Origin of the sequence: Escherichia sp. E10V5 (assembly GCF_004212315.1) — a bacterium.
Lineage (GTDB): Bacteria > Pseudomonadota > Gammaproteobacteria > Enterobacterales > Enterobacteriaceae > Escherichia.
In genome coordinates this window covers 274109-290567 of sequence record NZ_RHJM01000003.1, presented here as the reverse complement: position 1 = coordinate 290567, position 16459 = coordinate 274109, and the positions used below count along the sequence as shown (strand labels likewise).

6 protein-coding genes are annotated in these 16459 nt (G+C 44.7%); 3 read left to right on the top strand and 3 right to left on the bottom strand.

Translation table 11 applies throughout. The features are described 5' to 3' along the window. Position 1: 1 nt before the first annotated feature. The 3 genes from D9738_RS03400 to D9738_RS03390 all read right to left on the bottom strand — a co-directional run bounded on the left by D9738_RS03400 (position 2) and on the right by D9738_RS03390 (position 12757). A complete protein-coding gene (locus D9738_RS03400; protein WP_130259552.1) occupies positions 2–2860 on the bottom strand; it encodes a DEAD/DEAH box helicase in 2859 nt (952 codons plus the stop codon). Between the two features lie 223 nt (positions 2861–3083). Continuing rightward, positions 3084–9398 (bottom strand): DEAD/DEAH box helicase, encoded by a 6315-nt coding sequence (locus tag D9738_RS03395; RefSeq protein ID WP_130259551.1) that lies wholly within the window; start codon positions 9396–9398, stop codon positions 3084–3086. After that, a complete protein-coding gene (locus D9738_RS03390; protein WP_130259550.1) occupies positions 9398–12757 on the bottom strand; it encodes an STY4851/ECs_5259 family protein in 3360 nt (1119 codons plus the stop codon). The genes D9738_RS03395 and D9738_RS03390 overlap by 1 nt, the downstream gene beginning before the upstream one ends. Before the next feature lie 210 nt (positions 12758–12967). Between D9738_RS03390 and zorA2 the strand changes: the two genes are divergently transcribed. The 3 genes from zorA2 to zorE are packed head-to-tail and all read left to right on the top strand — an operon-like array spanning position 12968 to position 16441. Further along, positions 12968–14620 (top strand): type II Zorya anti-phage system protein ZorA2, encoded by a 1653-nt coding sequence (gene zorA2 / locus D9738_RS03385; RefSeq protein WP_130259549.1) that lies wholly within the window; start codon positions 12968–12970, stop codon positions 14618–14620. Positions 14621–14626: 6 nt separating this feature from the next. Beyond that, on the top strand, positions 14627–15334 hold the full coding sequence (gene zorB2, locus D9738_RS03380) for a type II Zorya anti-phage system protein ZorB2 (RefSeq protein ID WP_130259548.1): 708 nt from the start codon (positions 14627–14629) through the stop codon (positions 15332–15334). Between the two features lie 3 nt (positions 15335–15337). Then, positions 15338–16441: a type II Zorya anti-phage system protein ZorE gene (zorE, locus tag D9738_RS03375; protein ID WP_130259547.1), complete on the top strand. Its 1104-nt coding sequence runs from the start codon at positions 15338–15340 to the stop codon at positions 16439–16441. Positions 16442–16459: the final 18 nt, after the last annotated feature.

Genomic DNA, 16459 nt, shown 5'->3' with positions numbered 1-16459 from the left:
ATTAACCCTCCGCTCCGGTGATAACAGCAATTACCTGAATGTAGGGTTCTTTTTCAGTCGTCATGGTGTCCTCAATCCATTCGATATAGCTGTCAAAATTGTGTTCGATTTCGCGTTGTCTCTGCTCTTTACGGCTCTGCTTGACTGACAATTGCTGTTTGTTATCGGCAAAATCCAGCTCAAGTTGGCTCAACTGACGCCCACGCAAAACGTCCAGCTTTTGCAGATGCTCATTCAGTTGCTGGTTAATGTGCGTTTCAAACGCATTCCGATCATGGATGAATACCTCCCGGGCATGAGCAATAGCCGCTTCCAGTAAATCCTGCTGGCGTTGGTGATTACGATCTTTACCGCCGCTGTTAGTCAGCTTGTTACTCAACTGCGGATGACGTTGTAAAAACTCAGCAAATGGCTGACTACCGATTAGCGATTCACGGTTAAAGCTCACCACTATCCACGGGTTCACCATCGGATGTGATTTACGGTTCGGGAATAACCCGGAAAGAATGAAGTGATCTTCATCGGGTTCAAGCAGGTATGGCAGCCGGATAACCGGAGCCTGATGACGACCAAAAGCCGAAGAGATTTTATCGTCCAGCCACTGCACTACCGGGTTGATTTGCCAGAGATACTGCACATCGGGCCAGGCATGTTGCTCACCGCGAGCGCGCGCAATCGCATCGGTGATGACGGCTTTATCCTGACTTAAATAGAGCTGCCAGTTCTCCGGGGCGATTTCAGGCGGTAGCTGATTGAAGCGGCGGCGTAACTCCTCCGGTGCCACCAGCGACAAGGTATTATCAGGCAAGGTTTCATACTGGATAGTTTGACCACTGGCTTTCAGGTAACCCAATGCTCTTTCACAGTACGCCTGTTCGCTGGCAAACAAGCTGGTGTCTGTTTCGGTGACCATTGAGGCATCGCTGGAAACCGCACTGCATATTTCGCCAAACAGATCGTGTTCGGCGCTTTCCGAGACGTTGCTGTTCAGCAGTTGATCAAACAGGCTGGCACCATCATCCTGCATCATGAACTCTGCAACCTGCTCTTCTTCCTCTTCCTGGGTAAATTTGCCGGTAAACTCCGAACTGTCCCCAATGTTCTTCTGCGCCTGTTCGTCTTTGTTGATCAACACTTCCAGTACGCGCATATCGCCATTGATCTGCGGTTCGCTGGCCTCGGTAAGCAGATAGCGGATTTGGGGCTGATGTTTTTGCCCATAGCGGTCAATACGCCCGTTACGTTGCTGGAATACCATCAACGACCACGGAATATCAAAGTGAATCATTTTGTGGCTAAGGTGATGCAGGTTGATCCCTTCAGATGCCACATCCGAACAAACCAGAAGACGCAACGGCGACTGCGTTTTACCAAAGGCTTCTACGGTTTCCATCAACACCGTATCGCCCTGATCGCCGCGCAGCGTGGCGATCTGGTCATCTTTCAATTTCAGATCCGCTCGCAGTTGCTGTTCGAGGAACTCCAGCGTTTTAATGCTTTCAGTGAAGATCACCAGGCGATCTTCCGTGTTATTGGCTTTCCAGGCGAGGTCTTTACGGATGGTGTCGAGCAGCAACTGGTATTTGCTGAACTGGCTGGCATCAATGTTATTCAGCGCCAACAGCAATGACTCCAGTTCGTTGATCTGGCTCTGACTATTATGATCTTTACGGCTCTCAAGACGCTTCAGACGATTAGCCACTACGCTGGCACACGCCATCGGGCTGGAAAATAGCGCTTTTTCGAGGGTTATCTTGAACAGACGACCTTTGTTAGACTGGGCTTGTTCATCGTCATCATCACGGAACTGACTCTCAACCAGGCGACGGTATGCTTCTTCTTCGGCACCGGATGCCAGGCGAGTCAGTTTAACGATATTGCGCTCGGGGAACTCGCCGGACATCTGATCTTTCACGTCTTTTTTGAAGCGACGGACAACCAGATTTTTATCGGCAAAGTCGGCGTATTCATACTCTTTCGGGTTGGCGATCGCCGTCGGGTCAAGCATGTTCATCAGGCTGGCAAAACTTTCAGCTTTACCATCATGGGGCGTTGCTGAAAGCATAATCAGCGTATCGCTGCGCCCGGCGAGCAGTTTTGCCAGTTTACTGCGTAACGAACTGGTTCCACGTTCTGCGACGTTATGGGCCTCATCAATGACAATAATATCCCACCAGGCATTTTCCAGATGGTGACGATATTCAATGTCTTGTTTCAGCGTATCGATGGAGATAATGGTCTTGTCAAAATAGTGGAAAGGGTTGTGGTTGGTTGGGATGCGGTTACGCACCTTTTGTAAACCAGCAGAATCCAGGCGGGTCAATGGGATCGCAAAACGGCTCCAGAACTCCTTCTGGAATTGTGTCAGCATCGATTTAACCGCCAGAACCAGAATACGTTTTCCGCGCCCACGACGGATCAGCTCCGAAACCAGAATACCTGCTTCCAGCGTTTTACCCAGACCGACAGCGTCGGCAATGAGTATCCGCTGGCGCGGCTGTGCCAGCGCCATCCGCGTAGGATCGAGCTGAAACGGCATGGAATCCATCGCCGCCAGATGACCAAAATGGACTTTACTGTCTGTCGGTACGCGTTGGCGTAACTGACTTTCGATATACAACTGCGCCGCCTGATAATTGGCGGATTCATCTTCCACCAAATGCGTTTTTGCGGGATCCAGGATCTCTACTTTTTGTTCCAGTTTGGTCAGAAATAACCCTTCTTTACCGCGCACCAGCTCTGAAATACCATCGCAGGTCAGCAAATACCCACCATCACCACTGTCATCCGCCCGGCGAATACGCCATTCGGCATCACGAATAACCACCCGCATACCAGGTGCATAATTTTGCTTATTCATCGGTTTTTCTGTCTATTTGGGGCAGTGGCGGTAACGTCATCCTGAAAAATGTGGCGCGGCACACTGCGATAAAAAAGAGGGCCTTAAAGATATCATGAAGGCCCCCGGCAAAGTGACAAAATGGGAGGGAATGCGCATAAATTGCGCATGATTTTCAAACAAAAATTATTAAAAAGTGAGCTGGGTCAACTCCCCTGGAGGATATCCCCAGGGGAGCAATTATTTATCCAGCGATAATATAACTCCTAAGGTCATTACCCGGAGCAACAGCTCGCGCTCGCGTGTTTGCCAGTCGTTCAACTTGCTGCTGTACTCGCAGGGCAAAATCAAAGAAGGTATCTTCAGTACAGCGCCAGTAGCTAAGCCCCATGTCAAGCAGGACATAATGCTGACTGCCATCGCTGAAGGTGACTGTCAGTTCTCGTCCATGCTCCGTACTCTGGTTATCCCCCGTTAACCAGCTAATTGCTCCCGGCCACGCAGGCCCCAGATATCCTTCTTCAAGTAAAGTGGTCACAACCTGCTGACGATCTTCCTCATTAAGCCACGCGTTATAGAGAGCGTCGTGTTGGCGAGAGTTGTAATCCAATTTTTTGACGCAAACAGTGAGGCTGGCGCATTCCGCCATTCCCTGTTCAACCAGCTCGGTTAAGATTTCACCTAACAAACGCGCCGTGAATGGGCTATTAAGATAACGATCGCTATACTCAACATGTGTTATCTCTTTGTGGCGGGTAAATGCCTGCTTCCAGCCAGCGTGCTGTTGCGTGACTAACGACCAGAAACGCGAACCAAAACCTTCCAGCGGCCCGTCCAGTTGTTCGCAGAGATTGATGCGCACCGCCCCGGTGGGTAAGGCGGGCAGTAAATCTTCTGCACTTAAGGTCTGACCCGAGAAGGTTTTTCCGGACGTTCCTTTAAGTGTCACTACTGGTGAGGACGCACTTTGTCCCCATAATTCACCAGGTGCAACGGTAGCGCTGTCGTCTGCGGCCCACTGTTGGCTTTGCCCTTCGCGAGTCACCTGTGCAAGCCAGCGCCCCTTTCCTTGCATGAGTTGCGCAGTGGCAATGGATTTCACTTGTAAGCGCCCTCCCGGCATCGCCGCCAACGCGGAAAGCTGATGTCTGGAGCTATCAGTTAAGTTTGCCAACGGCGTGGCCACCAGCAACTCAACATGCCCACCGGAGGAAGCAAACTGGAGCAACTCTTTCAATAATGGCCATTGGGCAAAGTCCCACTGTTCCTGCGGCCCCGCAAGAACCAGCGAGCAGGAGTCATAAATCTCGCTGTTCAGGCATTGCGCAATACGTAAACTCAGAGGGTTAGTTTCAACCCGGCTACCATCGCCGAAGTACTGATATTCTGGCGCGAGGTTAAGTCGCTGCAACCGTACATTGGTAAGCAGGGTTAATGCATGGTGACGATCTAATCTGTTGACATAATGCTGACTGTCATAGCTGAGCAAGCAGTGGTGACAGAATTTATCGCAACTGCAATCGAGCAATTTTCTGGCGTAATTAAAGACATCAGCCCAATGGTCGATCAATTGCACTGCATAACCTGCACCACCCGCATTATTGTCGTAAATGAAGATGGAATATCCGGTATAGCCATTGATATCGCGCGCTTGCTGCGTCGTCACGCCCAGCTCAGTATTTTCGATACCCAATTTATGCGCTAACCCTTCACGCAAAGCGACCGCAAGGGATCGCGCAGCAACCTCATCACGGATCAACAGGCCATTATCATCATTGAGTTGCAGCTCAACCATATCTGTACGACTGCTATACCCCAACCACAGATCTTTATGCACATGACCGTGGCACAATTTATTGCTCCCCTGACGATCGTTACTGCCCCCTCGCAACAGGTAATGCGTATTTTCCCTCTCTGGGTTCTTTAGATTTTCAGGGGTACGCTGGGGTTGAGTTTGAGATTCCGCCCGACCACATGAGAGGCAAATTGCGTAGCCGTGCCCAAATTCCCCTTCACTGAAGTGGAACAATTCCCCACTATGGCTAAAACGGTAACGTCCGAGCACAGCATCGGGTAAAGAAACCCACACCGAAGACGGTACAAGAACACGTGGATCTTTCCAGGGAAGTTGTGCAGGCATGGATACATCATTATGTGCCTGATAACGGATATCTGTCGCAAAACCAACAGGCTGTAAATAACGCTTCACATCGAGTTGCTGTATATCCGCTTTGCAGTGACTACATTCGACAGGACGGGTAGTACTGGTTGCCCCCGCACCACATTTACGACAATGCCAGAACCACGGAATATGATGATCGCCTGACAGCTCCTGCCCGCTGGCAAGCACCTTGCCAAGCATAATGCCCGAGGAACGATATACTTTTCCGCCCAATACCACATCTGCACCAGGCGCATACTCGCGTAATGCTGTAGGCAAATCACGGCTGGGCAATTTTTCAATACGACGAGAAAAGCTTTCTCCCCCTTCATTAGGGTCAGCCTGAGTGGCTTTTATTGCGCGACGTTTTTCCAGCTCATCTGCCGTCAGATAATTGAAATTGACTACGCCAACCGGGAAACCATGCCCCGGCAGGAACGCTTCACTAATGAGTTTAGAAAACAGATATGCACCGCGATAATCACGAAGCTGATAAGCGATGGCTTTACCTGCTGGTGTTTCTTCCCACGCGCTGTTATCCGCCTTCAACGCTTCGATATTTTCCAACAGTATCGCAAGTTGGCTTCTCCAGCGGATATCAACCTGCTGCATCATTGCTTGTGTGCGGGTCAAGAGCTGGGTTGCCGTCAATGACATCAGGACGGTTCCCTGAGTAAGGCGTTTAAGTTTATCCGCCAGCTCATCGGCCTGGTGATTTAACCAATGGAGAAAACGAAGACACTGGCTCTCATCACCTTCAAAGAACCATTTGCAACTCAGTTTTGTCGCATCAGGAACTTCAGCTCGTAAAAACAGACCTAAAACCAGGGCATTAACATGTCGTTGAACAATACTACTGCTCCCAAAACGAACCCGTGGCGCACTGGCAGTAGTGTTGAACGCCCAGAGGGGGTCTTTGAATACCTCCATTCCATGCGCCGTGTTTTTACATAACGTAATGGCAGCAGATGCACTCTCTCCACGACGCCCCGCGCGACCTGCACGCTGCAAATAATTTGCCGGAGCTGGAGGAACGTTGTTCATTGCCACCAAACTCATACCACCAATATCCACCCCCATCTCCATGGTCGTGGAACAGTTCAGCACATTAACTTTGCCTGACTTAAATTGTTTTTCATTAAACTGGTTCTGCTCAGGCGTTCTCTGCGCAGAGTGTTCCTCCAGACGATACCAGCTATCTTTCAGGGCCAGTCGGTCGCTGCGAGTAGACCATAATCCTTCCTCGCGGGCATGTTGAATCAGCGCATTACTTTCCAGCCACTCCAGACGTTCTTCTCGGGCGATTTCTCCACCACCAGACAAACGCCAGTGACGAACAGGAAGCTCAGGCATTTCAATCAACACTGCTTTTTCAGGTGCAATTTCTTTGCTACCCGGCAAATACGGAGAGTATCCCAGCAACGTGACGTCTAACGCACGTCGAGTATAGGGGCAACGCCACACTTGCTTTGGACTGTAAAATTCAGCCTGTTGTTTAATATCCAGCTGATAGCCCGACTCAAACTGACGTAAGCAAGGTCGAATTGCATCCCAGACCTCAATCATTAAGTGGTTAACTAACGATTTCCAGTGAGCCTGCTCAGGTTGTATTGCCGGAAAGACTGCGATTAATAGCTTAATGACCCGGTTATAATGGCGATCGCGTATTTGTGGCCAAAGTTGATCACGTTTCTGCCCTTTGTTTTTTTTATCTGGCCCCTGGAGCATTTTTACCGGGAAACGTGCCCCCATCCAGCGAGGGTATTGCTCGTTTTCGTAAAAAACGGCACTGTTTTCACGGATAAAGAAATCAAGAGTAATCTTCAATAAATTACGCCATTCCGCTAATTGCTTATCGGGATCGGGTAATAATGTCTTCCAGTCCTGCGGGCAGGTTGTAACTTTATCAATGAATGGATAGTGAATAGCTACCAGACCCAGACTTTCGAGGGTCCAGGCATTTTTAGGGCGGCGACCAAACTCGCTGTATAAACAAAAATCTGCAAACTGTTGTTTAGTAAGATCAAGCCCAGACAATTCTTTAAAACTGCCTCTCATTCTATCGGCAAGGTCCACACTGCCAACCAGCTGTTCAGACAGCGTTTGCCATGACATGGTTTTCTTCTGCTGATTGCCAGAGTTAGCCTGAAGTATTTGCATCGCTTCAGCATGCTCCGGGCTTAAGGAACTCACCATCGGCTCAATAATTTTAAGTGCCTGAATGTCCGCCGGGTTAAGCTCCTCATTCGCAGCCATCGCTTTTTTCAGCGCGTCGATGGAATTTTTTAAAGGAAGGATAGAAAACTGGCTAATAAAACTCTCTAACAATGCACAGTGTGCCGGGCTGAGTTTTGCTGAAGGCTCTGTAATATTTGCCAGCTCCTGGTAACAAAGAGCTCGCAACGTCGCTTTATCGGCATCCTGCTGTAAGCGGGCTGAAATGCGAGCGGTACCCTGACGCGAATCCGTAAAGGTGAGCAAGCGTCGACCATTAAACGGTCCTAACTGCTCTTCTCTTGTTTGCGGTAATGGTGAAAACTCCAACAGAGTAGGAATAATTTCATTTAAAAAAAAGGGTGCGCCAAGTCGAAGCGGACGGAATAAAGGATTGTTTTTCCGTTGAGTGTCACCGCAGCAAACACAAGCAAAGGAATTATTGCGTCCCTCACCTCGAGATTCCGGTCTTAACAGGTTTATTTCATAGTGCTTTTGCGCTTCACTATCAATTTTCCCCGCCGTCGTTTCTTCCAGTGAAATGATATATTTTTCACCATCGCTCGCAATCAGACGATCAAATTGAGAGTTATTGTCTAATTCGTCGTTGTCTTCATCTTCAGAATAAACATCTACATCAAGAGCAAATTCATCCACTTCGGCAGCGGCTGGTTGCGCTACCAACCAGTTCGTTCCATCACCGCGCATCTCCTCTTTGGCAGACAAATAAGCTGAACCACACCCGGAGCAACGTAAAACTTCAAATACCGGCGCACCACAGTCACAATATTGGCGCTGCTCAAACCATACCTGACCAAATGGCCAGTCACTCTGATTTAATTCATGCGCTTTATGTGAGCATTGTTTGTTTGAACATGCCCATAGACCCGCCAGTGTTCTGATAAACCCATGCATACGTAATGGCGTAAAAGCCAGTTCACCTTCTCGCGATCTTGCCATTAGATCGAGGAGTTGCAGTAGCTCACGGTGATTAATATCTGGCCAGGTTCTTCTGGCAACATTGAGCAACTCACTCAAACGTACTGCCTGCCGTCCTGGATGAGTTAACGCCTGACGCAATTGCTGGGCCACACGGTACTGACAAAGCTGTTGGTAAAGATCCTGAGGGCTCAGAGATTTAAGAGACGTTAAATATGTGGGGTATTCATGACGAATCAGCGACTCCGATACCCGCGGTATTTGTCGATAGCCGCGAACCACTTCGACATCACGTTCTGTAACGCCCGCGAGATCAGCGACAAATTTAGCAAGCTCCTTATTACCTTCAGGAGAGTCTTCACCAATAGTGGCAGAGGTCGCGATAATCTGCACAGGTTTATCTGTGCCGGGTCCAACATTGAAAGCCTGCATAACACGACGTAAAAGCAGCGCTAACTCAGCAGCCTGAGAACCAATATAACTATGGGCTTCATCCAGGACGATATACTTTAACATCCCCTGAGACTTTTCGATGATTGGGGCATCTTTACGACGAATCAGCATATATTCCAGCATGGTGGTATTCGTCACCATGATGGAAGGTGGTGCTTCGTAAATGGCTTCCCGACTCAAAGCTTGTTCAGGTACTTTCAACTGATCTTCCTGAACTTCGTATTTGGTATGCCGGGTTTCGCCATTATATAGCGCGAAGCGTATTTTCCCCTTAAATCCGCGCGTCCATTCGCGAAGCCGCTCCTGCTGACTGTTAATTAATGCATTTAACGGATACAAGAAAATAGCTTGTGTCCCTGTTAGTGACTGGCGGGTCGATTTTTGCTGACGAATAAGATCTTCCAGAACCGGTACCATAAAGCATTCTGTTTTCCCGGATCCCGTACCGCTGCTCACTAACAAGGATTTTTTGTCTTCCAGAATCGTTCGCCACGCAGTAAGTTGATGACGAAATGGCACTGGCGCTTTGCTCAATGCATCAACCAGCGGGCTGGAGATCAGCTTGTCCCGCAAATCCTCCATTGTTTCATCCGCAGGCATCCAGCCGAATGTACTTTCGAATACCGGGTCTGCAAGCAGTGACCCCTCCTGACCGGGAGGCTGAAAATATTGTGATTCCAGATAATGAGTCAACGACTTGCTCCGCAATGCCAACTGACTTACCACCGACCTCACCGCACGCTGATGAAGCTGATTTAGAAGTGGCGCATAATGCAGTTGCTGAACGTCCATCAATGACATACTCCTGCTTGTTCAAAATAATATTGATAGATTACCCCCAATTGCTGCGGGGCTTGCTGATAGTGGAATTCAAAAAGCGCAGACAGTTGATGTATCAGGTTATTATCTTTTTGGGTTAACAGCGCTGCGACTAACATCAAATTAAAACGTTTTTCAAGCCGTGAGTGATATTTATCTTCAATCCAAAGCTTATTAAAAACAGATTTTAACTCTGGCGTTATAGCACTAGCCCAAAGTTCTTTAGGGAAGATACTGATACGCCCAAAGCTGTCGGGGTTCCTTAATAGCATCTGTTTAGCTTCATTAAACTGCTCACGACTAATAGTTGGCAATACATCACAACCGATTGGTAGGCCCTCACTATATGTAAGTAAAATATTAGCAATGGGAGCCAGCCGACGATCGATATGTGCACGATGGTTCATAAAAGTAATAAAGGGTTGCAATATATGTAATGCTAATTTTTTATCGTTAATCTGTTTTTCCAGATAAGTCCAACACTTTTGAAAAACATCTTTCCAGATTGAAACGGGAATCCATCCCCATGAAAAGGGTAATTCTTCCTGTATATCATAAATCGTATCGCTATCACCAGAAAGACATGATGATATTAACAATTGAACAACCACGCGGTAATTACTCGAAATACCTCTGAACAAGTCCAGATCCAGCAAGAATAAGCCATTATTCATTTTGTATTTCTTAATATACTCTGTTAATAAACAGCAATAATTTTGCAATGGGTTGTTATCTATTTCAAAAATTAGCTCATTAAAATTTTTTTTGCGCTGTTCTGGGTCTGCTTCGCATAGAGCATTTAGTAATAAATCATTTGTCTGCAATACAGGTAGCATCCATTTAATTACTGGTGCAATGCGAGCTGTACCATCAAGTTTTCCCACAATTAACCATGGACTATCCTGAACATTCAGAGCTGAAAGATCATAAGCAAACTCATCTTTTTTTAACAATGATATGTGTAAGCCAGGATTCTTAAGAGAAATAGCATCAACAACCAGTTCGTCTATTCTATTTGCAGGAAAAACAACAGAATTTTTTATATCAACCAGTAACCCTTGATCGTGTTCAATAAAACTACCATCGTAGCGTTTAATATTGAGTGTTGCTTTATCCTTTCCAAATCTGTCAGAGTAAAAATCAACACATAATGTACTATTGCTGTTCCATGCACATGCCAGCATAGCATTTAGCAAATTATAGTTCTCATAAAGTGAAATTTGTTGTAATTTGTCATTGCATCCTGATAAAAGAGGAAGGTCGGCATGTAAATAACGGAATTTTTCAGCTACTGGATTTTCATCCAATAACTCGATATTAAGATATCCTCTTCCAGCACATGATATGGTTAATAACTCAGCATCTATTCCATGCAAATGTGCTATAGATGCCACACCATCAAAATGAACAGAACCATCATTAGTTACAAATCGGCCACCGCTAACCGGCTTAGGTAATAATAGTTTAAGATTAGAACCATCTTTCCAGGAGACCCGTAAATCAACGGTATTTTCCAGCATCTGCGATGAATTATAATAAATAGCACACTCGTTTTGTGAATAATCGGACTTGAGTGTTACTTTTTCATTGTTTGAATATTTATCAATTCTAGTATCCGTTATACCAGAAAGCATAATGATGCCTTGCTGAGCACTCTCAGGTATAATATTAATATCGAAGTCTGCTGGTAAAACTACAACTTTACCACTAAATAAAACCTCATCATTAACTATTCGTCTGACTTCTATCTGTCCTTTTGGCATTTCTGATGCGACAGAATACCAGGCATTGTTACCTGAACGAATGGAACGCCAAAAAAGTTCTTTCTCCGGTACAATGCCATATTGCAGATCCTTTTTCCAACCGATCTTCGGCCAGGCTCGATGGACAGGATAATCCGATTTAACCAGTTCAACTTCTGTCGATTTAATATAATATTCAATCGCAGAATCATAAAGTTGCTGGGTGCGAATTGTACAAACTGCACCATCATGTAAAACAACGCTAAATACTCCACTTATTTTAGTTAAGCTGCGTTCACTGTTTTTCAGCAACCTTGGAATATCAAACTCACCTTCTCCACTAATATCTAAATGGCTATTTTTCGGTAGCGAAATAAACAGAGCATTTAGCCTGGAACTCACAGACCCCATACCAACAAGTTTTAGCTGCGATTCACTCTCATTCATCGCTTCAAAAACCCAGGGAAGTTCTTCAGTAAGTTCATAACCGCCTTTTGGAATTGTGTGGCCTAACAGAATTGGACCTTCATGAAGCGACAATGAGATTTCGGCCATTGCATCTGCACCAGAGAGTTTTTGCATCGCAATAGGTAATAACTCGACTCGCCAATCTTGCTGCTCATAACGGCTTAGCATTGCCAACCTTGCCCCACCATTTTTCCATTTTCCTGAAATGATGAGTCGGGTCTGCTCCGGCTGAATATTGCATTCAAACAAAGAGGTTAACTGTTCTGTACGCATTGTGGCCGGGAATCGGAACCGGGCATCGCAATACCAACTGTCATCAACATCGACCCAGATTCTTTCAACCTGAAGACTACTTGCACTGCGTATTTCAGAAGATTGAGAAAGCAATCGCCTTACAATCTCTGCAGCATTCGCTTCGGGGAGAACGAGCGGAAGTTGAAGATGCCAGTCTGGAGAGAGCTGACGTAATGCAGAAACGGGATCACTGCTTTGAGGAGGATGCTCACTAAGTAATCGACAGAGAGTCTCGCAGAATTCACCGGCTATTTCATAGACCAGTTCGTTTTGCATTGTGACAGGGATTGTATCGCCTAATTCTTGTGCAATTTTAGCGGCAGGATATCGAGATGATTGCCCACGAAGCGCCTGATATATCCTTCTGAAATAGGTAATCAAATAACCGCTCTCATTTTCAATCATGCGGATAGGTAAACCACCTTCACAAGCCAGTGTATGCAGATAACCCGAAGCTTGCCCCAGGTTTCTTATCTTTCTTTTCCAGTAGCGAATGCCATCATTAACCAGCTTCTGTCGATGAACATACGGAACTTTCCAGTCAATAGAATCTAAAATTGTGTCCCATTTAGGGTGTCCGACCGTATGAGTCCGGCGGATAAATTCTGCAGCATATATGCTAAATAGAACATCGCTATAGGAAATGAATATCGTTCTGGGATAACTCCGGGGGGCATAAGTACGCAGTAGTTCTGCCAAACTTTCGTACTCTGTATCAGTACAACGGTAAGCATATAACGCCCTTCCATCAGCTCCGGATAATGAACGGCGACTAAAAAACATGTTAAGCCATTGCAAAAGTGGGTTAACTGGAGTTTTCACAAGCAACCTGCCTTCCTTTGATACAATTCGTAACAGGTTACTATCATCATAAAAAAGCTCAACCCGATGAACTCGCTAAAAATGAGACAAATCATTTATATCTCGAAAAAACTTGTTACAATCATGAGCACTACACCGGACTTAACCATATAAATTATGCGTGTTTTGTTTGTTTTTTAAACAATTACACTATCCATTATTTACACAGGTATCAAAATGTTAGCGCAGCTTTTTGAGCAGTTGTTTCAATCGATAGACTCTACACTGATCACCAATATTTTTATCTGGGCTGTTATATGCGTATTTTTATCAGCGTGGTGGTGTGACAAAAAAAATATACATAGTAAGTTTAGAGAATATGCTCCAACCTTAATGGGGGCATTAGGTATTCTGGGTACTTTCATTGGTATTATTATTGGGTTACTCAATTTTAATACCGAAAGTATTGATACCAGCATCCCCGTATTATTAGGTGGCCTAAAAACAGCATTCATTACAAGCATTGTAGGTATGTTTTTTGCCATTTTATTTAATGGAATGGATGCTTTCTTTTTTGCCAATAAACGAAGCGCGTTAGCAGAAAATAACCCTGAATCTGTTACACCTGAACATATCTATCATGAATTAAAAGAGCAGAACCAGACTCTGACTAAATTAGTCTCGGGTATTAACGGTGATAGTGAAGGTTCTCTTATTGCTCAAATAAAATTACTACGTACTGAGATTAGCGATTCCTCGCAAGTACAATTAGCTAATCATACTCATTTCAGTAATAAGCTTTGGGAACAACTTGAACAATTTGCAGAGCTGATGGCAAAAGGTGCTACAGAACAAATTATTGATGCTTTGCGGCAAGTCATTATTGATTTTAATGAAAATTTAACTGAACAGTTTGGTGAAAACTTTAAAGCACTTGATGCCTCTGTAAAAAAACTTGTTGAGTGGCAGGAAAATTATAAAACGCAAGTTGAGCAGATGTCAGAACAATATCAACAAAGTGTCGAGTCCCTGGTTGAAACAAAAACTGCGGTTGCCGGGATTTGGGAAGAATGTAAAGAAATTCCACTGGCTATGTCTGAACTGCGTGAAGTGCTTCAGGTGAACCAACATCAAATCAGCGAACTCTCCCGCCATTTAGAAACCTTTGTCGCCATCCGCGATAAAGCTACAACCGTATTACCTGAAATACAAAACAAAATGGCTGAAGTGGGTGAACTGCTGAAATCCGGAGCTGCAAATGTTAGTGCATCTCTTGAGCAAACCAGCCAGCAAATACTTCTTAATGCAGATTCAATGCGCGTGGCCCTGGATGAAGGTACCGAAGGATTCAGACAATCGGTTACCCAAACACAACAAGCATTTGCTTCGATGGCACATGATGTCAGCAATTCCTCCGAAACCCTAACCAGCACGTTAGGTGAAACAATTACTGAAATGAAACAAAGTGGTGAAGAATTCCTGAAATCACTAGAGTCGCACTCGAAAGAATTGCATAGAAATATGGAACAAAATACGACTAATGTGATTGATATGTTCAGTAAGACTGGTGAAAAGATTAACCATCAACTATCCAGTAATGCCGATAATATGTTTGATTCAATCCAGACATCATTTGATAAGGCAAGTGCAGGGCTGACTTCTCAAGTCAGAGAATCAATTGAAAAATTTGCTCTATCCATCAACGAGCAGTTACATGCTTTTGAGCAAGCAACTGAACGTGAAATGAACCGTGAAATGCAATCATTAGGTAATGCTCTGCTTTCAATCAGCAAAGGTTTTGTCGGTAACTATGAAAAACTTATTAAAGATTACCAAATAGTTATGGGGCAGTTACAAGCATTAATTTCTGCTAATAAACATCGCGGGTAATCGATCATGGATAAGATTATAGGGAAACAATTACCTAAAAAAGATCAAGATAATGAACACTGGGTATCCATGTCAGACTTAATGGCAGGGCTGATGATGGTTTTCATGTTCATATCTATTGCGTATATGCACTACGTACGTATTGAAAAAGAAAAAATTAAAGAAGTTGCCGTAGCCTACGAGAATGCTCAGTTACAGCTTTATAATGCTCTGGATATTGAGTTTGCAAAGGATTTACAAGACTGGGATGCAGAGATCGATAAACAGACTCTGGAGGTTCGATTTAAATCACCGGATGTTTTATTTGGCTTAGGAAGCACAGAGCTTAAACCAAAGTTTAAACTCATTCTTGACGACTTCTTTCCTCGCTACCTAAAAGTTCTTGATAATTATCAGGAACATATTACTGAAGTCCGCATTGAAGGTCACACAAGTACTGACTGGACAGGAACAACGAATCCTGATATTGCTTATTTTAATAATATGGCACTATCACAAGGTCGTACACGTGCAGTACTACAATACGTTTATGATATAAAAAATATTGCGACACACCAACAATGGGTTAAAAATAAATTTGCCGCAGTAGGTTATTCATCTGCACATCCAATTCTTGATAAGAGCGGCAAGGAGGATCCTAATCGCTCTCGTCGTGTCACCTTCAAAGTTGTGACAAATGCCGAGTTGCAGATTAGAAAGATTATTCAGGAGTAAGAGATGAAATTATCTATCGACATTTCAGAACTTATTCAATTAGGGAAGAAAATGTTACCAGAAGGAGTCGATTTTTTTCTGGATGAATCCCCTATTGACTTTGATCCTATAGATATTGAGTTATCCACGGGTAAAGAAGTTAGTATCGAAGATCTTGACCCTAGTAGCGGGCTTATCTCTTATCATGGCCGCCAGGTTCTTTTATATATTCGAGACCATTCAGGGCGTTATGATGCGGCTATCATCGATGGCGAAAAAGGAAAACGTTTTCATATTGCCTGGTGCAGAACTCTTGATGAAATGCGGCATAAAAATCGATTTGAAAGGTATCATGCAACTAACCGCATAGATGGTTTATTCGAAATTGATGATGGCTCAGGTCGGAGCCAGGATGTTGATTTACGGGTATGTATGAATTGCCTCGAACGACTTAATTATAAAGGAAGTATTGATAAACAACGAAAAAGAGAGATTTTTAAATCATTCTCATTAAATGAGTTTTTTTCAGATTATAGTACCTGTTTTCGTCATATGCCTAAGGGTATCTATGACAAAACAAATAGTGGGTATGTCGAAAACTGGAAAGATATATCTAAATCAATACGAGAAAAAGCCAAGTATACCTGTATTGATTGTGGCGTGAATTTATCAACCGCCAAAAACTTGTGCCATGTCCATCATAAAAATGGCATCAAATATGATAATCGCCATGAAAATCTGCTTGTCCTGTGTAAGGATTGCCATCGTAAACAGCCCCTCCACGAAGGTATATTCGTTACCCAAGCTGAGATGGCTATCATTCAACGTTTACGTTCCCAACAAGGGTTATTAAAAGCAGAATCCTGGAATGAAATATATGACCTGACTGATCCGTCAGTGCATGGTGATATTAATATGATGCAACATAAAGGCTTTCAACCTCCTGTTCCTGGGTTAGATCTTCAAAACTCAGAACATGAAATTATTGCAACCGTAGAAGCAGCATGGCCAGGCCTTAAAATTGCAGTTAACCTTACTCCCGCCGAAGTCGAAGGATGGAGAATATATACCGTGGGTGAGCTGGTTAAAGAAATACAAACCGGAGCCTTTACGCCAGCAACTTTGTAAATTCTAACACTCCGTGAA